Below are 19,908 nucleotides of genomic sequence, written 5' to 3'. Positions count from 1 at the left end.
GCACGCAGTCGAAGGGCTCGAAACGAACGGAAACAGGTCTGGCGAAATGACCGCGCTCTTCGAACATTCCCCCTGGGTCGAGGCGCGCGCCGACGCCGCCCCGTCGTCCGGCGACCGCCATACCGACCTGATGGCCGTCGTCCACGCCGCCACGCCCGACGAACAGCTCGCGCTCATCCGCGCGCACCCCGAACTCGCGGAAAAGGTCCAGCTCACCGACGCGTCCGCCGCCGAACAGGCCTCCGCCGGGCTCGATCGCCTGAGCGAAGACGAGTATGCCCGCTTCCACGCGCTCAACGCCGCCTATCGCGAGACATTCGCCTTCCCCTTCATCATCTGCGTCCGGCTGACCGACAAGTCGGGCATCCTCGCCGCGATGGAAGCACGCCTCGCCAACGACCGCGCCACCGAGATCGCGACCGCGCTCGCCGAGATCGGCCGCATCACGAAGCTCCGGCTGGAGGACGCCGCATGACGCCCGCCCCCTTTGGAGACCTCGCCGCGCTCGAAGCCCGCGTCGCGCACGACCTCGCGCTGCTCGACCATCCGAAACCCGACTGGACCCGCCCCCGCGCCGATACCCTCGACGTGGCCATCATCGGCGGCGGCCAGAGCGGCCTCGGCGCCGCCTTCGCGCTCCAGCGAGAGCGCGTGTCCAACATCCTCGTCCTCGACGAGAACCCCGCCGGCTACGAAGGTCCGTGGGACACCTATGCCCGGATGCGCACGCTGCGCACGCCCAAGTCGCTCACCGGGATCGACCTCGGCATCCCCAACCTCACCTTCCGCGCCTTCTGGGAGGCGCAGCACGGCGCGCACGGCTGGGACGCGCTCGGCAAGATCGCGCGCCGCGACTGGATGGCGTATCTGCGCTGGTATCGCCGCGTTCTCACGCTGCCCGTCCGCAACGATGCGAAGGTCATGCTGGTCGAGCCGCTCGACGACGGCGTCCACCGCCTCTACCTCGCCGGCGGCGACACGCTCGACGCACGCAAGGTCGTCCTCGCCACCGGCATCCAGGGCGGCGGCGAGTGGCACGTGCCGTCCTTCGTCTCCGATGCGCTCCCCGAAACCCGCTACGCGCACACCAGCCAGGCAGTCGACTATACGCGTCTCGCGGGCAAGCGCATCGCGATCCTGGGCGGCGGCGCCTCCGCGTTCGACAACGCCACCGCCGCGCTGGAGGCCGGGGTCGCGCAGGCGCACGTCCATATCCGCCGCGCCGAACTCCCCCGCGTCAACCCGATCCGCTTCATGGAAGGCGTCGGCCTGATGCCGCGCTACCCCGCGTTTGACGACGCCGCGAAATACGACGTGATGGCCAGCTTCTTCGCGCGCAACCAGCCGCCGACGGTCGACATGTTCGAGGCTGCCTCCGCGCACGACGGCTTCGCGCTGGTGACGGGCAGCCCGTGGCTGACGGTCGAGGAGCGGGGCGACGCGGTCGCGGTCACCACGCCGCACGGCGTCCTCGACTACGACTTCCTCGTCCTGTCGACCGGCCTCGTCACCGATCCCGCGCTCCGCCCCGAATTGCGCCTCGTCGCCGATCGCATCGCGCGCTGGTCCGATCGCTACGAAGCGCCTGCGGCGATCGCCAGCGCGGTGATCGACGCGCACCCCTATCTCGGCCCGGCGTTCGAATTCACCCCGCGTGCGCCCGCCGACGCCGCCGCGCTCCACGGCCTGTTCGCGTTCAACTATTCCGCGCTCATCAGCCACGGCCTGTCCGCCGCCGCGCTCTCGGGCCTCAAATACGCGCTGCCCCGCCTCGCCAAGGGCGTCGCAGACCAGCTCTTCCTCGACGACGAGGCGGCGATCCTCGCCGACTATCACGCCTATGCGGAGGAGGAATTCACCCTTCGCTGGCCGCTTCCGGACGCCACCGAATGAGCACGCTCAGCACCCACGTCCTCGATACCGCGCACGGCTGCCCCGCCGCCGGCCTCGCCGTCCACCTGTCGGGCGAGGGCATCAGCACCAGCGGCACCACCAACGCCGACGGCCGCTGCCCCGGCCTCGCCGGTGACAGTATCCCACCCGGCCGCTACCGCCTCGAATTTTCGGTCGCCGACTATTTCCGCGCCCGCGGCGTCGCGCTCCCCGATCCGCCCTTCCTCGACATCGTCGCGATCGATTTCGGCATCGCGGAGGACGCGCACTACCACGTCCCCCTGCTCGTCTCCCCCTTCGCCTATTCAACCTACCGGGGCAGCTGATGATCGTCCGCTTCCTTCTCGACGGCGAGATCGTGGAGACCGACGCCGCCGCGACCGACAGCGTCCTCGACCTGATCCGCTACCGCCTGCGTCGCACCGGCACCAAGGAGGGCTGCGCGGAGGGCGATTGCGGCGCGTGCACGATCCTCGTCGGCGAACGCACGGATAGCGGCATCGCCTGGCGCGCGGTCAACGCCTGCATCCTTTTCGTGCCGATGCTCGACGGCAAGGCGGTGATGACGGTCGAAAGCCTCGCCGGCACCGCGCCGATCCAGCACGAGATGGTCGCGCGCCATGGCTCGCAATGCGGCTTCTGCACGCCCGGCATCGTCATGGCGCTCCACGCACGCAGCCTCGGCGCGGCGGGCATGGACGTGCCGGTCGGCGACGCGCTGTCGGGCAACCTGTGCCGCTGCACCGGCTACGGCCCGATCCTTGCGGCTGGCGACGCGGTGCCGCCCGCTGCACGTGACGATGCGACCACGATAGCGTTGCTCGATTCGCTATACCCAAACGCACCGCACCCCGGCGAAGGCCGGAGCCCAGACTCGGCGCACAGCGCCGAAGACGCGTCCGCGCATGGCTCCGCTGAAGACTTGGACCCCGACCTCCGCCGGGGTACGGCCCCGCAAGACTGGCACGCCCCCGCCACCACCGACGAACTCGCCGCCCTCCTCCTCGCCCACCCCGAAACCCGCCTCGTCGCCGGCGCCACGGACGTCGGCCTATGGGTCACCAAGCAACACCGCGCGCTCGGCCCCGTCGCCTTCATCGCCGATATCCCGGACCTGCGCACGATCGACGAAACCGACACCGCGCTCACCCTCGGCGCCGCCGTCCGCTACGTCGACGCCGACGCCGCGCTCACCCGTCTCCACCCCGAGCTCGGCCGCCTCGTCCGCCGCATCGGCGGGGTGCAGGTCCGCAGCAGCGGCACGATCGGCGGCAACATCGCCAACGGCTCCCCAATCGGCGACATGCCTCCCGTGCTGATCGCGCTTGGCGCCACGCTCACGCTGCGCCGCGGCGACACCCGCCGCACGCTCGCGCTCGAGGATTATTTCCTGTCCTACGGCAAACAGGACCGCCAGCCCGGAGAGTTCGTCGAAAGCGTCACCATCCCCCGCCCCGCCCCCGAAGCGCTGGTCCGCCTGACCAAGATCTCCAAGCGCTTCGACAGCGACATCTCCGCCGTCATGGCCGCCTTCGCGCTTACCATCGAGCGTGGCCGCATCACCGCCGCGCGCATCGCGTTCGGCGGCATGGCCGGGACCCCCAAACGCGCGCCCGCCGCCGAGGCCGAACTCGTCGGCCAAGACTGGCGCTGGACCACCATCGAACGCGCCGCCCAGGCGCTCGCCACCGATTATGCCCCGCTCGACGACCTGCGCGCCTCGTCCGCCTATCGGCTAAAGGTCGCCGCCAACCTCCTCCGCCGCCTGTGGATCGAGGCGAGCGGCGAACCCGTCGACCTCTTCGCGGACGCGCTGTGATGCCCGACAGCCCCTTCAACCGTGGCGGCGTCGATCCGGACCTGCCCCCCCTCGGCACCGCGGAGGCAACGCCCCGCGACGCGACGGCCGCCCGCACGCACAGGGTACACACCAGCGTCCCCCACGACAGCGCCCCCGCGCACGTCGCGGGCACCGCGCGCTATGTCGACGACCTGCCCGAGCCCCCCGGCCTCCTCCACCTCGCCTTCGGCCTCGCGCAGGACGGCCACGCCCGCCTCGACGCGCTCGACCTCGCCGCTGTCCGCGCCGCGCCCGGCGTCGTCGCGGTCTACACCGCCGCGGACATTCCCGGCGTCAACGACGTCAGCCCCGTCTTCGGCGACGACAAACTGCTCGCAGACGGCGAGATCCTCTACCCCGGCCAGCCATTGTTCCTCGTCGCCGCGACCAGCACGAACGCCGCCCGCCGCGCCGCCCGCCTCGGCCAGGTCATCGCGGAACCGCGCCCCGCTCTCGTCACGATCGCCGACGCGCTCGCCGCCGGCTCCACGATCGAGGACACGCAATATATGCGCCGTGGCGACGCCGACGCCGCGCTCGCCGCCGCCCCCCACCGTATCGCCGGCACGCTCGCAATGGGCGGGCAGGAGCATTTCTATCTTGAGGGCCAGGCCGCGATGGCCACCCCCGGCGAGGACGGCCAGGTCCACGTCCTGTCCTCCACGCAGCACCCCAGCGAAGTCCAGCACCTGATCGCCAAGGTCCTCAAGCGCAGCCATGCCGACGTCACCGTCGAGGTCCGCCGGATGGGCGGCGGCTTCGGCGGCAAGGAAACGCAGGGGTCCGCCTTCGCGGTCGCCTGCGCGCTCGTCGCCGCCAAGACCGGCCGCCCCGCAAAATTCCGCGCCGACCGCGACGATGACATGGGCGTAACCGGCAAGCGCCACGAGTTCGACACCGCCTACGACGTCGCGTTCGACGCCGCCGGCCGCATCGAGGGCATCCGGCTCACCCTCGCCTCGCGCTGCGGCGCCACCGCGGACCTGTCGCCCGCGATCAACGACCGCGCGATGTTCCACGCCGACAATTGCTATTATCTCCCCGCGGTCGAGATCGTCAGCCACCGGCTGAAGACGCACACCGTCTCGAACACCGCCTTTCGCGGCTTCGGCGGCCCGCAGGGGATGCTCGCGATCGAGCGCGTGATGGACGCGATCGCCGCGCACCTGTCGCTCGATCCGCTCGCCGTCCGTCAGGCGAACCTCTATGGTGCCGGCCGCGACGTCACCCCCTACCACATGACCGTCGAGGACAATGTCGCCCCCGACCTCATCGAGGACCTCGCCACCCGCGCCCGCTACGCCGAACGCCGCGATGCGGTCGATGCGTTCAACGCCACCCACAGCGTCCTGAAGAAGGGCCTGTCGCTCACCCCGGTCAAGTTCGGGATCAGCTTCACCACCACGCATCTGAACCAGGCGGGCGCGCTCGTCCTCGTCTATGCCGACGGATCGGTGCAGGTGAACCATGGCGGCACCGAGATGGGGCAGGGCCTCCACGTCAAGATCCAGCAGATCGTCGCGGACGTCTTCGCGATTCCCGTCGACCGCGTCCGCGTCACGTCGACGCGCACCGACAAGGTTCCCAACACCTCGGCTACCGCCGCCTCGTCGGGCGCCGACCTCAACGGCATGGCCGCGTACAACGCCGCGACCACGATCCGCGACCGCCTGACAGCGATGCTCGCGGACCGCTGGAGCGTCGCCGCCGACACGATCGCCTTCACCCCCGAGGGCGCTGCCGCCCCCGGCGAAAGCATCGACTTCGACACACTCTGCCGCCAGGCGCATCTCGCCCGCGTCTCGCTCTCCGCCACCGGCTTCTACGCGACCCCCAAGATCGCGTACGACCGCAAGACGCACGCCGGCCGCCCGTTCCTCTATTTCGCGTACGGCGCCGCGCTCAGCGAAGTCGTGATCGATACGCTGACGGGCGAGCACCGCGTCGTCGCCGTCGACATCCTCCACGACGCGGGCCGCTCGCTCAACCCCGCGATCGATCTGGGCCAGGTCGAAGGTGGCTTCGTCCAGGGCATGGGCTGGCTGACGACCGAGGAGCTCGTATACGACGAACGCGGCCGGCTGCTCACCCACGCGCCCAGCACCTACAAGATCCCCACCGCCAACGACCGCCCGCGCCGCATGGACATCCGCCTCTGGCAACCCGGTCGCAACGCGGAACCGACGATCCACCGCTCGAAGGCGGTCGGCGAACCGCCCTTCATGCTCGCCATCTCGGTCTTCTGCGCGCTGACCGAGGCGGTCGCTGCCGCCGCGCCGGGCAAGGGTTTGCCAAGGCTCGACGCCCCCGCCACCCCCGAACGCATCCTCGCCGCGATCGACGCGCTCCGCGATGCCTGACTGGACCCCGTTCGCGAAGGCCGCGCTCGCGAACGGCCCGACCGCGCTCGTCACCATCCTCGCCACCGAAGGCTCAGCCCCCCGCGGCGCAGGCACGCGGATGGTCGTCACCGCCAGGACGCAACACGGCACGATCGGCGGCGGCGCCCTCGAATACCGCGCAGTCGACCAGGCCCGCGCGATCCTGTCGCATCCGGCCGGCACATGGCGCGTGCAGGACTACCCGCTGGGGCCACTACTCGGCCAATGCTGCGGCGGACGCGTGCGACTACTGGTGGAGAGCATTACAGATGTCGAATGGGTAACCGAAAACCCGACACTTGCAATTCTAGGCGAAACAGCGATCCAGCGAGTGCCATACCCCGGCGAAGGCCGGGGCCCAGACTCGGCGCGCAGCGCCGACTGCGTTGCCGCGCATGATCCGTCCGGACTGGACCCCGGCCTCAGCCGGGATACGGCCAAGGCTGAGATGACGGCGAGAGGCCCCCTCCCCACCCCCGGCACCGCCTACATCGAACCCGCAGATACCCCTCGCCGGGCGCTCCACCTCTACGGCGCCGGCCACGTCGGCCGCGCGATCGCGGAACGTCTCCCCGGCCTCCCCTTCACCCTCGCCTGGTTCGACACCCGCGCGGACCACGACGCCCCCGGCGTCACGATCGATACCGAGGACGCGCTGGTCGCGTGCGCGCGCACCGCGCCAGCCGACGCCGCGACTCTGATCCTCACCCACGATCACGCGCTCGACTATCGCCTCGCCGCCGCCGCGCTCACATCGCCCGCCCGCTTCGTCGGCCTGATCGGCTCCCAGACCAAGCGCGCCCGCTTCCTCTCCCGCCTCGCCGCCGACGGCATCGACGCCACGCGCCTCACCTGCCCGATCGGCATCCCCGGCATTCCCGGCAAGGATCCCGCCATTATCGCCATCGCCACCCTTGCGCAGCTCCTGTCGCTATGACCCGAACCGCCATCCGCGCAGCCCTCCTCACCGTCCCCGACGCGGAGCCGATCCACCACCCCGACGGCCTCCTCGTCGTCGAGGACGGCCACGTCCTCGCGTTCGGCCCCCACGCCGACCTCGCCCCGCGCTTCTCCGACGTCCCGACCGAACACTTCCCCGGCAAGCTCGTCGTCCCCGGCTTCGTCGACGCGCACATCCACTATCCACAAACCGATCGCATCGCCTCGCACGGCGACCAGCTCCTCGAATGGCTCGACCGCCACATCTTCCCCGAGGAAGCCCGCTTCGCCGATCGCGCGCACGCAGACACGGTCGCCACCGCCTTCTGCGACGAACTCCTGCGCAACGGCACCACCAGCGCGCTCGTCTTCGCGACCGTCCACGCCACCTCGGTCGACGCGCTGTTCGCAGCCGCGCTCGCGCGTGACATGCGCCTCATCAGCGGCAAGGTCCTGATGGACCAGGGCCCCGAAATCCTGCGCGACACCGTCGCGGACGGTCGCGCTGATACCGAAGCGCTTATCGCGCGCTGGCACGGCAAGGGTCGCCTCGGCTACGCGATCACCCCCCGCTTCGCGCTCACTTCGTCCGACGCGCAGCTGGCGGACGCCGGCGCGCTGCTCGCCGCGCACCCCCACGCGCTGCTCCACACCCACCTCGCCGAGAACCCGCACGAGATCGCCGCGGTCGCCGCGCGCTTTCCCGAGGCGGCGGACTATCTCGACGTCTACGACCGCTTTGGCCTCGTCGGCGACCGCTCGGTCTTCGCGCACTGCATCCACATGGACGATCGCGCGCTCGGGCGGCTGGCCGAGGCGCGCAGCGGCATCGCCTTCTGCCCCACCTCGAACCTGTTCCTGGGCTCGGGCCTGTTCGATCTCGCGCGCGTCGATCGCCACGGCGTGAAGACCGGCCTCGCCACCGATGTCGGCGCGGGCACGACCTTCTCGATGCTCGCGACTCAGGGCGAGGCGTACAAAGTCGGCCAGATGCGCGGCACTGCGCTCGATCCTTTCCGCGCGCTCCACCTCGCCACCGCCGGGGCCGCACGCACGCTCAACATCCACGACAAGGTCGGCGCGCTCCGGCCGGGGCACGAGGCGGACTTCGTCGTCCTCGATCCCGCCGCCACCCCGCTCCTCGCGCGCCGCACCGCGGGCGCGTCGCTTGCCGACACGCTGTTCGCGCTCCAGATCCTCGGCGACGATCGCGCGGTGGCAGCGACCTATCTGCGTGGTAGACGCGCGCATTCCCGACCGGATCTGGCACGACAGGACACGACATGACCAAGGACGAGTTCCTCACCACCCTCCCCAAGGCCGAGCTCCACCTCCATATCGAGGGCTCGCTCGAACCCGAGCTGATGGTCGCGCTCGCGAAGCGCAACGGCATCGCGATCCCCTACGCCTCGGTCGAGGAGGTTCGCGCCGCGTACCAGTTCACCGATCTCCAGAGCTTCCTCGACATCTATTATGCCGGCGCCGCGGTGCTGGTGACCGAGGAGGATTTCCGCGACCTCACCAACGCCTATTTCGACAAGGCCGCCGCCGACGGCGTCCGCCATGCCGAGATCTTCTTCGATCCGCAGACGCACACCGATCGCGGCATCCCGTTCGACATCGCGATCGGCGGCATCCTCGCCGGCATCGAGGAGTCGCAGACGAAGCACGGCCTCACCGCCTCGCTGATCCTCAGCTTCCTGCGCCACCTCTCCGAAGACGCCGCGTTCGACACGTGGAAGCAGGCACAGCCGTGGCTCGGCCGCATCATCGGCGTCGGCCTCGATTCCTCCGAAGTCGGCCACCCGCCGTCGAAGTTCGCGCGCGTCTTCGCCGCCGCCAAGTCCGATGGCATGAAGCTGTGCGCGCACGCCGGGGAGGAAGGCCCCCCCGAATATATCTGGGAAGCGCTCGACGTGCTGAAGGTCGACCGCATCGACCACGGCAATCGCGCGCTGGAGGACAGCAAGCTGATCGACCGTCTCGTCGCCGAACAGATGGCGCTCACCGTCTGCCCGCTCTCCAACGTCGCGCTGCGCAACGTCGCACGGCTGGAGGATCATCCGATCGACCGGATGCTCGATTTCGGGCTGCGCGCGTCGATCCATTCGGACGACCCCGCCTATTTCGGCGGCCAGATCGGCGAGAACTACCGCGCCGTCGCGCGCGCGCGCCAGATGGAACGCGCCGAGATGGCCGAGCTCGCGCGCAACAGCTTCCGCGGCGCCTTCCTCGACGAGGCGACGATCGCCAGCCACGTCGCCGCGGTCGACGCGCATCTGGTCGCCGCCGCATGATACGACGCGTCCTCGCCGTCTTCGAGCCGTTCGTCCTGATGCTGCTGGGAACGGTGCTGCTGGCCTCGCTGCTCCCCGCGCGCGGCATCTGGGCGACGTACGCGGGCTATGCAGCAGATGCGGGGATCGTGCTGCTGTTCTTCCTCCACGGTGCCAAGCTGTCGCGCGAGGCGATCGTCGCGGGCGCGCGCAACTGGCGGCTCCATGCCGCGGTGCTCGCCGTCACCTTCATCGTCTTCCCGATGCTCGGACTCGGGCTCGACGCGCTGCCCTTCCTCACCGGGCCGATGGCGGCGGGGTTGCTGTTCCTCACCCTGCTGCCCTCGACCGTCCAGTCCTCGATCGCGTTCACCGCGATCGCGCGCGGCAACGTGGCGGCGGCGGTGTGCAGCGCGTCGCTGTCGAACTTCCTCGGCATCCTCGTCACCCCCGCGCTCGTCGCGCTGCTGATGGGGGGCGTCAGCACGATGACCGGTGCGTCGGCGCTCGCCTCGGTCGAGGCGATCGTGCTGCAACTCCTCGTCCCCTTCGTCGCGGGGCATCTGCTGCGCCCGTGGATCGGCGGGTTCGTCGCGCGGCACAAGCCGCTGCTGACGATCGTCGATCGCGGCTCGATCCTGCTCGTCGTCTACACCGCGTTCGGCGCGGCGGTGGTCGAGGGGCTGTGGTCGAAGCTGTCGGGGGCGGACCTCGCGCTGATCCTCGCGGTGTGCGTCGTTCTGCTCGCGGCGGTCCTCGCGTTCACGCTGCTGCTCGGTCGCCTGCTCGGCCTCCCGCGCGAGGACGCGATCGTGCTGTTGTTCTGCGGCTCGAAGAAGAGCCTCGCCTCGGGCGTCCCGATGGCGGGCGTCCTCTTCCCGGCAGCACAGGTGGGCGTCGTCCTCCTGCCCGTCATGCTGTTCCACCAGATCCAGCTGATCGCGTGCGCCTTCATCGCGCGGCGCTATGCCGCACTGCCGCAAGAACCGCTTGCGGCCCCGCAACGATCTGATAGCCTTGTCTCATAGCGCCGGAAACACGGCGCGAGTCCGGGGGAGGCCCAACCGCAAACATGCGAGGGCCAAGTGGGGGTTTTCCGTTTCATTGCCGCACTGTTCGTCGCACTGACCGCGACGACTTTGGCGTTCGCGCAGACCGCGCCCTTGCCCGTCCGCCCCCTCCCGGTGCGGGTCGTGGTCGTCACCGCGTTCGAGATCGGCGCCGACACCGGCGACGCCGCGGGCGAGTTCCAGGCCTGGGCCGGCGTCACGCCACAGCCGATCCCTTTCCCCGCCGGCTTCCGCCACCTGCGCTACGATCCCAAGAAGCAGATCCTGCTCCTGTCGACCGGCATCGGTACGAACCGCGCCGCCGCCTCGACGATGGCGCTCGGTCTCGATCCGCGCTTCGACCTGACGAAGGCCTATTGGCTGATCGCCGCGATCGCGGGGGTAAACCCGAACCACGCCTCGGTCGGCTCCGCCGCCTGGATCGGCGACGTCGTCGACAGCGACTACGGCTATGCCGTCGACCCGCGCGAGGCGCCGGAGGGCTGGACGACCGGGATGTTCGCACGCGGCCGCAAGACGCCCTACGAAACGCCCCGCCCCGAGGACACCAGCTACAACCTCTTCCCGCTCAACACCGGGCTGCGCGACTGGGCGTACGCGCTCACCAAGGCCATCCCGCTCGCCGACACTCCCGTGCTCGCCGAAATCCGCAAGGGATTCGCCGCCTATCCGCAGGCGACGAAGCCCCCCTCGGTCCTCAAGGGCACCGAGATCACGGGCCAGACCTTCTGGCACGGCACCCTCCTCAACACGCATTTCGAACGCTGGGCGGATTACTGGACGAACCGCGGCGAACCCTTCGTGATGACCGCGATGGAGGATTCGGGCGTCGCGGGCGCGCTCTACATGCTCGGCCGGATCGGGCGCGCCGATCCACAGCGGCTGATGGTCCTGCGCACCGGCAGCAACTATTCGGTCCAGCCCACAGGGCAAGGCGCGGCGGAAAGCCTGATCGGCGAATCGACCGGCCTCTCCGCGCTCCAGCCGTCGCTCGACGCCGCCTTCAGCGTCGGCGGCAAGGTCGTCGACACGATCGCCGCGGACTGGCCGCGCTACCGCGACACGGTCCCCGGCGGCCCCGACCCCGACGTCGCGGCGCGCGGCGCGGTCGCGCAGCCGCTACGCTATCCCGGTGCCCCACCCCAGACGGCGGAGGGTCCGATGCCCGGTCACTGAACCGACGCACGTTCGTGGCAGGAGGATGCCCGATGCGGAGATGGCCCCAACGAGAGGCCGCCCGCCAGTGGCTCTACGAACATCGATAAAAGGGGAATCATCATGCGTCATCTGTTGAACGCCGGCGTCTGCATCGCCGCGATCGCCTGTGCGGCCACGCCCGCCTTCGCGCAGGAAACGTCGTCGAGCATTCGCGGCACCGTCACCGCGCCCGACGGCGCCCCCGTCGCGGGCGCCTCGGTCACCGTCATCCACGTCCCCTCCGGCACGAAGAACGTCGCGACCACCGACGCCGGCGGCAACTTCACCGCCTCGGGCCTTCGCATCGGCGGCCCGTTCGAGGTCGACGTCACCGCCGCCGGCTTCGCCGACAGCAGCATCACCGATATCCAGCTGACCGCGGGCCAGCCGCTGCGTCTGCCGATCGCGCTCGAAACCGGGCAGACCGACATCGTCGTCACCGCCGCCAAGTCGGGCGCGACCGATCTCGGCGCAGGCCCCACGACCGTGCTCGACCGCCGCGCGATCGAGGGCGTCGCCTCCACCCGCCGCGATATCCGCGACATCGTCCGCCGCGATCCGATGGCGACGATCGATCCGGGCCAGAGCCGCGGCGTCATCATCGCGGGCCAGAATGCACGGCTCAACAAATTCTCGGTCGACGGCCTGCGCTTCGGCGACAATTTCGGCCTCAACGTCGGCGGCCTGCCGACCAGCCGCGGACCCGTTCCGCTCGACGCGATCGAGCAGCTCTCGGTCAAGATCGCGCCCTACGACATCTCGGAAGGCGACTTTCAGGGAGGCGCGATCAATCTCGTCCTGCGCTCGGGTGGCAACACACTGACGGGCAGCGCCTTCTACACCTATAATGACGACAGCCTGACGGGGAAGCAGACCAAGGCGCTGCGCCAGAATCTCGACTTCACCAGCAAGAATTACGGCGGCTTCCTGTCCGGCCCGATCATCAAGGACACGCTGTTCCTCGCACTCGCCTATGAGCGGCTGGAGGAATCTCAGCCGACCGACTTCGGCATCGGCGGCGTCGGCACCGCGATACCGAACCTGACGGCGGGACAGGTCGACAATATCGGCAGCATCGCGCAGTCGGTCTACAGCTACAACACCGGCGGGGTATATCGCTCGGTTCCCGAAACAGACGAGAAATACACCGCCAAGCTCGACTGGAACATCACCACCGGTCAACGCCTGTCGCTCACCTATATCCACAACAAGGGGTCGGTCGGCTCGACGTCTGGCTTCTCGACGATCAACGCCGCATCGCCCGCGCTGACGCTCACCTCGAACAATTATCTGCGTCCCGAGACAGTCGACAGCTTCGTCGGCGAGCTGAACTCGGAATGGACCAACACGCTCAGCACGCAGATCCGCGGCAACTACCGCAAATACGATCTCACCCCCGCCCCGTTCGGCGCGTTCCCGTTCAGCCAGTTCCAGGTGTGCCTCGATCCCACCGCGACCGCGCAGCAGAACGGCGCGGCCAACGCCAACGCCTTCACCTGCTCGCAGGGTTCCGCCTCGGCCCCCGGCGCCGCCCGCCTCTATTTCGGGCCGGACCAGTTCCGCCACTTCAACTATGTCCGCACCAAGCAATATGGCGGCGACGTCGCGGTGAAGTGGAATATCGAGGACCTGTCGTTCAAGCTCACCGGCGCGTGGGAGCATTACGACATCGCCAACGCCTTCGCGGCGAACGCGCTCGGCACCTATTATTTCGATTCGGTCGCCGATCTCCAGGCACGCCGCGCGGGCAGCGTCGTGCTGCAGGGATCGATCTCGGGCAACCTCAACGACATCCTCGCCAGCTTCCAGTACGACCAGTTCACCGTCGGCGCACAGGCGGCGTGGGACCCGTCGTCGACCTTCAACGTCACCGCCGGCTATCGCGCCGATCTCTACCGGATGAACAGCCGCCCGCTGCTCAACCAGGCGTTCTTCAACCGCTACAACCTGTCGAACACCGGCAACCTCAACGGCAAGATCGCGCTCCAGCCGCGCCTGTCCTCCACCTGGACCCCGGTCGACCGGCTGAGGGTGCGCGCCGGCATCGGCCTGTTCGCGGGCGGCAGCCCCGACGTGTTCGTCGGCAACAGCTTCTCGGTCAACGGCGTGCTCGCCAACTCGGTGACGATCCAGCGCAACGCCGACGGCACGTGCACGCTGCCCACGCCGACGGTCTGCACAGCGGCGCTGACGGGCGTCACCGGCACGTCGTTCAGCAACGAGCTGACCAACTATCTGCGCACCAACACCGGCGCGATCGCGCTCTCCCCGGTCAACGCGCTCGATCCCGGCTTCAAGCTGCCCTCGACGTGGAAGTCGAGCCTGTCGGCGGATTACAAGGCGAACCTCGGGCCGCTGGGTGACGGCTGGAACATCGGCGGCGACATCTATTACGGCTGGACCAAGAACGCCGCGATCTACTACGACCTGCGCCTGCGCAATATCGGACTGACGCCCGACGGCCGCCCGCGCTACGCCTCGCTCACCGCCGGCGCCAACACCGATCTGTACCTGACGAACAGCCAGCTCGGCCATTCGCTCGTCACCGTCGCGCGGTTCGACAAGCAGTGGGATTTCGGGCTGTCGATCGGCGGCAGCTATACGTACCAGGACATCAAGGACCAGTCCTCGATGAACGGCACGACGGGCTCTGGCACCTATGGTCAGAACCCCACGGTCGACGCCAACGTCGCCGCCTACGGGACTTCGATCTACCAGATCAAGCACAGCTGGAAGTTCAACTTCGACTATGACCACGCCTTCTTCGGCGACTACAAGACGCGCTTCAGCCTGTTCGGCGAGCTGCGCTCGGGCCTGCCCTATTCGCTGACGATGACGGATCTCCAGTCGAACGGCCACGGCCTCGTCTACGGCGCATCGGGCGCGACGAACCGCAACCTGCTCTACGTACCCACCGTCGGCGACACCAAAGTAGTGTTCGACAGCGCCGCGACGGAGACCGCGTTCAACGCGCTGGTCGACGCCTACGGCCTCGGCGACAAGCGCGGCACGATCCTCAAGAAGAACTCCCAGCGTTCAGCCAACTGGTTCAAGGTCGATCTCCACGTCGATCAGGAAATCCCGCTCCCGCTCGTCCCCGCACGCATCACGCTGTTCGCGGACATGGAGAACGTGCTGAACTTCATCGACAAGGACTGGGGCGCGCTCGAGCAGGTCAACTTCCCGTACCTCGCCTCGGTGGTCACGGTATCGTGCGTTGCCAGCGGCGCGAACCAGTGCGCGCAGTACCGCTACTCCAACTTCTCCAACCCCACGATCACCAACCAGACCCGCGCCTCGCTCTGGTCCCTGCGCGTGGGCGCCAAGCTGAAGTTCTGACGAAGGCCTGACGGAGGGGTATCGCGCTCACGATAGCGCGACACCCCTCCACCAGCCTGTAGCTGGCCCCCAGCCCTTGCGGATCGGAACGATCAAAACCCTCACCGCGCCACCGGCAAGTCCCGGAACGCGGCATCCTTGTCCACCCGGATCTCGCCGGGCAGGCCCAGCACTCGCTCCGCGATGATGTTCTTCAGGATCTCGTCGGTTCCGCCCGCGATCCTCAGCCCCGGCGCGTTCATGGTCGCCGAGTGGAACAGCGCCTTCGCCTTCGTCACCCTGTGGTCGGCGATGATCCCGAACTGATCCATCGCCTCGATCGCGGCGTTGCCGATCTCCTGCAACTGCGCCGCCGCGATGATCTTGCCGATCGCGCTCTCGGGGCCCGGCACCTGCCCGCGCGACAATGCGGTCATCGTGCGCATCCGCGTGTTGCGCAGTCCCTCCGCCTGTACCCACCAGTCCGCCAGCCGCTGCCGGAACGCCGGATCCGCGACCAGCGCACCGGCAGGGCCATCGATCTCGCGCGCCAGCTTCAGGATGTCCGCCGGACCCACGCCGCCGCCGCCGCCCACCGCCAGCCGCTCGTTCATCAGCGTGAACAGCGCCACCGTCCAGCCCCCGTCGACCGGGCCCAGCCGCTGCGCGTCGGGAACGCGCACGTCGGTGAAATACACCTCGTTGAAGTTGGACCCGCCGGACATCTGGTGGATCGGCCGGATCTCGATCCCGGGGGACTTCAGGTCCACCCAGAGCATCGTCAGCCCCTTGTGCTTGGGCACGTCGGGGTTCGTCCGCACCAGCAGGATGCCATAGTCGCTGTAATGCGCGCCCGACGTCCACACCTTCTGGCCGTTCACCACCCAGTCGTCCCCGTCACGCACCGCACGCGTGCGGATCGCCGCGACGTCGCTGCCGCCCGCGGGTTCGGAGAACAATTGCGACCAGATCTCCTCGCCGCGCACCGCGGGGCCCACGAACCGGGCCTTCGTCGCGGCATCCGCATAGGCCATCACCGTCGGCACGCACATGCCGAGCCCGATCGTGAAATGCCCGGTCGCCACGTTCCGGCGCGCTTCCTCCTGTCCGAAGATCACGCTCTGGATCGCTGTTCCCCCGCCGCCGCCGGCCTCCTTCGCCCAGGTGATCTGCGCATAGCCCGCCGCCGCCTTGCGCGCCTGCCACGCCCGCCCACGTGCGAGATCGTCGTCGGGCGCCGACGCCTTGTGCTCGGCGACGTTGGTGTCGAGCCACGCGCGCACCTGCGCGCGATAGGCCGCCTCCTCGGGGGAATCTTCGAAGTCCATCTGACGTCTCCGCAAAAAAACCGTTCGTCCTGCGCTGGTCGGACAGCTCAACCCGAACGGGTGGAGAAATCGGGCCCAATCACGCTGCGTTGCGCCGCTCCAGCGCGTCCACCAGCCGCTCGCGCCAGATCCCCGGCGCTCCCGCCACCAGCGCCAGTTGTCGCGACCGCCGGTAATAGAGCTGCGGATCCGCCTCCCAGGTGAAGCCGATCCCGCCATGCGTCTGGATATTCTCCTTCGCCGCGAACCAGAACGCCTCGCTCGCCGCGACCCGCGCGGTCGCCGCCGCCAGTGGCAGCTCCGCCGCGCCCGCGTTCAGCGCCCATGCGCCGTAATAGGCGTTGGAGCGTGCGATCTCGGTCTTCACGTACATATCGGCCAGCTTGTGCTTGATCGCCTGATATCCGCCGATCGCACGCCCGAACGCATGCCGCTGCAACGCATAGGCCCTCGCCATGTCGAGGCACCGGTCCGCCCCGCCGACTTGCTCGAACGCCAGCAGCACCGCCGCACGATCGAACACCGCCTCCATCTGCGCGAGGCCTCCGTTCCCGTTCCCACCCGCGCCCAGCCGCTCGGCGGGCGCATCGGCGAACGTCACGCGCGCCACACTGCGCGTCGGGTCCAGCGTCTCCAGCACGTCCGCGGTCACGCCCTCGCCCCGCTCGACCAGGTACAGCCCGTCCGTCGCGAGCACGACGATCACGTCCGCCACGTCGCCGTCGGTCACCGGGATTTTCTCTCCCGACAGGCGCCCGCCCGTGACGCGCGTCGCGATCGATCCCGGCGTCACCGGCCCTGCGCCCTCGCTGGTCGCGAATGCGCCGATCACCGCGCCGCGCGCGATCCGCGGCAACCACCTGGCCTTCTGCGTCTCCGATCCGAACAGCATCAGCGCCTCGGCAACGAAATACACCGTCGAGGCGAACGGGATCGGCGCGCAGGCCCGCCCCAGTTCCTCCGCCAGCGCGCACAGCTCGACATGCCCCAGCCCCAGTCCGCCATGCTCTTCCGGGATCGCCGCCCCCATCCAGCCCTGCTCCGCGACCGCCTGCCACAGTCCGGCATCATAGGCCGTCCCCGCGTCGTCGAGCACCCCGCGCACCACATCGCTGCCGCACCGCGCCGCCAGGAACCGTCGCGCCTCGTCCTTGAGCATCCGCTGCTCGTCCGAATAATCGAAGTTCACGCCGATTCTCCCCTGCCGCGGGGTCTTGCCCCATGTTGCGCGAACCATAACATCTGTTATGCCCACTGCAAGCGGCTCCGGAGCCGCACCATGGAGAGCGCGACGATGCCCACGACCGCCGACGAACGCGCTGCGCTGATCGACTCGCTCCGCCGCCTGCTTGCCGACCACGCGAGCGAGTCGGACGTCCGTCGCGCGATCGAAGCCCCCAGTCGCACGGACCCGGTGCTTTGGCGCGCGCTCGCGGAGCTCGGCATCGCCGGCCTGCTGGTCAGCCCCGATCACGGCGGCGCAGGCCTCGGCCCGATCGAAGTCGAGCTGGTGATGGAGGAAGCCGGCGCCGCGCTCGCCTGCGCCCCGCTGGTCGCGACCGCGATGGCCGCCGCGCTGCTCTCCCGCCTTGAGGGTGAGGATGCCCTCCTCGCCGCGATCGCCGCGGGCACGACGATCGCCACGGTCGCGCCCGGTGACTGGCGCACCGGCGCAAGCGATGTTCGCGCCGACGCCGATCGCCTCACCGGCACGGCCCGCTACGTCCTCGACGCGAAGTCCGCCGACGCGATCCTCGTCGCCACCGACGCCGGACTCCATCACGTCGCCCGGGATGCTCCCGGCCTGATCGTCACCCCGCTCTCCACCTTCGACCGTACCCGTCCGCTCGCCGACGTCACCTTCGTCGACACCCCCGCGCGCCGCCTCGCCGGAGACGCGAGCGCAGCACTCGCCCACGCGCTCGATACCGCGCGCGTCGCGCTCGCGGGCGAGGCCGCCGGGATCGCCCGCCGCGTGCTCGACCTGTCGACCCGGTATGCGCAGGACCGGTTCCAGTTCGGCCGCGCGATCGGCAGTTTCCAGGCGGTCAAGCACATGGCCGCAGACATGCTCGTCGAAAGCGAGGGCGCCACCTCCTCCGCCCGCCACGCCGCGCACGCACTGGCGACGGACGCTCCCGATCGCGACGAGGCGATCGCGCTCGCCGCCTTCGCGACGAAGGACGCAGCGGTCCACTGCGCCGCTACCGCGATCCAGCTCCATGGCGGCATCGCCTTTACGTGGGACCACCCCGCACACCTCTACCTGCGCCGCGCCCGATCGAACGCGCAGCTCCTCGGCGACGCGGACCAGTACCGCGAACGCTTCCTCACCGCGCTGTCCTCCGCCCGCCCCGGGCCCGTCGAAACCCGCCCCACTCCGGGCGCGACGCGAGACGAGCCACCGTCCGCGCTCCACGACGAAGTCACCCGGTGGCTCGCGGACAATTGGACCGGGGACATCCCCACCCAGACCGAACAGTTCGGCCGCGATCCCCGCAGCGCATGGCTCGCCAAGGTCCACGCCGCCGGCTGGTCGGTCCCCCGCTGGCCCGTCGAATGGGGCGGCCGCGCACTGTCCGACGCCGATGCCCGCATCGTCGAGCGCGCCTTCGCCGCGGCCGGCGCCCCCGGCACCGGGCAGGATCGCACGAACCTGTGGGCCAACACCGCGCTCGCCTTCGCCACCGACGCGTTCAAGCGCGAGGTCGTACCCAGGCTGCTCCGCGGCGAAGTGGGCATGTGCCTCCTCTATTCGGAGCCCGGCGCCGGCTCAGATCTCGCCGCGATCCGCACCCGCGCCGATCCTGACGGCGACGATTACGTCATCGACGGGCAGAAGGTCTGGACCTCGGGTGCCGCCACCGCCGATTACGGCATGCTGATCGCGCGTACCGACTGGGATGTGCCCAAGCACAAGGGCATCAGCTTCTTCTTCCTCCCGATGAAGCAACCCGGTGTAGAGGTTCGCCCGCTGCGCCAGATCACGGACGAGGCGCATTTCAACGAGGTCTTCCTCACCGCAGCGCGCGTTCCCGCCGCCAACATGCTCGGCGCGCCGGGTCAGGGCTGGCAAGTGCTCCAGACCGCGCTCGCCTATGAGCGCTCGGTGATGGGCGACGCCGCGCGCGGCCCCCGCAAGGGCGGCGCGAAGGGAGAACGCGCACTCGTCGAGCTCGCACGCGATGCGGGAAGGCTCGAGGATCCCGTCTTCCGCCAGCGCATCGCGCAGGTCGTCGGGTGGCGCGTGGTCAACCGCCTCAACACCGTGCGCGCCAAGGCGGAGGTCGCGCAGGGCAGCTCCTCGTCCGCGATGTCGATCGGCAAGCTCGCCATGTCGCGCATCCTCCATGCCGAGGCCGCGTTGCGCACGCAGTTGCTGGGCGCCGAAAGCCTCCTCGAAGGCCCCGACCATCCGCAGGCGGACGACGCGAACTTCCTCGCGCTCAACGCCTATTTCACCTCGATCGGCGGCGGAACCGACCAGATCCAGCGCAACATCATCGGCGAGCGCGTGCTCGGGCTCCCCCGCGAACCCGAAATCGATCGCACCACGCCCTTCCGGGAGGTGCGATCGGGAACCAGTCGTCAGCCCTAGAGCGTGATGACGTAGATCTGAATCGCTGAGGATTCCCATGGGGCTGGCGATCTGATTCAATGTGCCGG

Annotated in this window: 14 protein-coding genes; 12 read left to right on the top strand and 2 right to left on the bottom strand. The window is 69.5% G+C overall.

Annotated features, from left to right (window positions below):
* The first annotated feature begins 46 nt into the window (after positions 1–46).
* The 11 genes from uraD to ACV7NO_RS07915 all read left to right on the top strand — a co-directional run bounded on the left by uraD (position 47) and on the right by ACV7NO_RS07915 (position 14,935).
* A complete protein-coding gene (gene uraD / locus ACV7NO_RS07965; protein ID WP_463405469.1) occupies positions 47–475 on the top strand; it encodes a 2-oxo-4-hydroxy-4-carboxy-5-ureidoimidazoline decarboxylase in 429 nt (142 codons plus the stop codon).
* The gene (locus ACV7NO_RS07960; RefSeq protein WP_463405468.1) at positions 472–1,893 is read left to right on the top strand and encodes an NAD(P)-binding domain-containing protein; all 1,422 of its coding nucleotides are present in this window, start codon (positions 472–474) and stop codon (positions 1,891–1,893) included. The genes uraD and ACV7NO_RS07960 overlap by 4 nt, the downstream gene beginning before the upstream one ends.
* The gene (uraH, locus tag ACV7NO_RS07955) at positions 1,890–2,219 is read left to right on the top strand and encodes a hydroxyisourate hydrolase (RefSeq protein ID WP_463405467.1); all 330 of its coding nucleotides are present in this window, start codon (positions 1,890–1,892) and stop codon (positions 2,217–2,219) included. The genes ACV7NO_RS07960 and uraH overlap by 4 nt, the downstream gene beginning before the upstream one ends.
* The gene (gene xdhA, locus ACV7NO_RS07950) at positions 2,219–3,712 is read left to right on the top strand and encodes a xanthine dehydrogenase small subunit (RefSeq protein WP_463405466.1); all 1,494 of its coding nucleotides are present in this window, start codon (positions 2,219–2,221) and stop codon (positions 3,710–3,712) included. Before uraH ends, xdhA begins: the two co-directional genes overlap by 1 nt.
* Positions 3,712–6,093 (top strand): xanthine dehydrogenase molybdopterin binding subunit, encoded by a 2,382-nt coding sequence (gene xdhB / locus ACV7NO_RS07945; RefSeq protein ID WP_463405465.1) that lies wholly within the window; start codon positions 3,712–3,714, stop codon positions 6,091–6,093. The genes xdhA and xdhB overlap by 1 nt, the downstream gene beginning before the upstream one ends.
* On the top strand, positions 6,086–7,051 hold the full coding sequence (gene xdhC, locus ACV7NO_RS07940; RefSeq protein ID WP_463405464.1) for a xanthine dehydrogenase accessory protein XdhC: 966 nt from the start codon (positions 6,086–6,088) through the stop codon (positions 7,049–7,051). The genes xdhB and xdhC overlap by 8 nt, the downstream gene beginning before the upstream one ends.
* Positions 7,048–8,340: a guanine deaminase gene (guaD, locus tag ACV7NO_RS07935; protein WP_463405463.1), complete on the top strand. Its 1,293-nt coding sequence runs from the start codon at positions 7,048–7,050 to the stop codon at positions 8,338–8,340. The genes xdhC and guaD overlap by 4 nt, the downstream gene beginning before the upstream one ends.
* Positions 8,337–9,350, top strand: a complete 1,014-nt coding sequence (locus ACV7NO_RS07930; protein ID WP_463405462.1) for an adenosine deaminase — start codon at positions 8,337–8,339, stop codon at positions 9,348–9,350. The genes guaD and ACV7NO_RS07930 overlap by 4 nt, the downstream gene beginning before the upstream one ends.
* Positions 9,347–10,357, top strand: coding sequence for a bile acid:sodium symporter family protein (locus ACV7NO_RS07925; RefSeq protein ID WP_463405461.1), 1,011 nt, complete (start codon positions 9,347–9,349; stop codon positions 10,355–10,357). Before ACV7NO_RS07930 ends, ACV7NO_RS07925 begins: the two co-directional genes overlap by 4 nt.
* Positions 10,358–10,414: 57 nt before the next feature.
* The gene (locus tag ACV7NO_RS07920) at positions 10,415–11,575 is read left to right on the top strand and encodes a purine nucleoside permease (RefSeq protein ID WP_463405460.1); all 1,161 of its coding nucleotides are present in this window, start codon (positions 10,415–10,417) and stop codon (positions 11,573–11,575) included.
* Positions 11,576–11,677: 102 nt separating this feature from the next.
* Positions 11,678–14,935, top strand: coding sequence for a TonB-dependent receptor (locus ACV7NO_RS07915; RefSeq protein ID WP_463405459.1), 3,258 nt, complete (start codon positions 11,678–11,680; stop codon positions 14,933–14,935).
* Between the two features lie 101 nt (positions 14,936–15,036).
* On the opposite strand, the gene ACV7NO_RS07910 is transcribed toward ACV7NO_RS07915, so the two are convergent.
* Positions 15,037–16,242 carry an acyl-CoA dehydrogenase family protein gene (locus ACV7NO_RS07910; protein WP_463405458.1) on the bottom strand — a complete coding sequence of 402 codons (1,206 nt, stop codon included), beginning with the start codon at positions 16,240–16,242 and terminating at the stop codon, positions 15,037–15,039.
* 79 nt (positions 16,243–16,321) lie between these two features.
* Entirely contained in the window at positions 16,322–17,431 is a 1,110-nt protein-coding gene (locus ACV7NO_RS07905) for an acyl-CoA dehydrogenase family protein (protein ID WP_463405457.1), read from the bottom strand.
* Between the two features lie 105 nt (positions 17,432–17,536).
* Here ACV7NO_RS07905 and ACV7NO_RS07900 point away from each other — a divergent pair, with 105 nt between their 5' ends.
* The gene (locus tag ACV7NO_RS07900) at positions 17,537–19,840 is read left to right on the top strand and encodes an acyl-CoA dehydrogenase (RefSeq protein ID WP_463405456.1); all 2,304 of its coding nucleotides are present in this window, start codon (positions 17,537–17,539) and stop codon (positions 19,838–19,840) included.
* Positions 19,841–19,908: the final 68 nt, after the last annotated feature.

The sequence above is a fragment of the Sphingomonas sp. Ell38C01 genome (assembly GCF_055231975.1).
The sequence above is the reverse complement of the archived record's forward strand: the minus strand, read 5'-3'. Positions and strand labels throughout refer to the sequence as shown.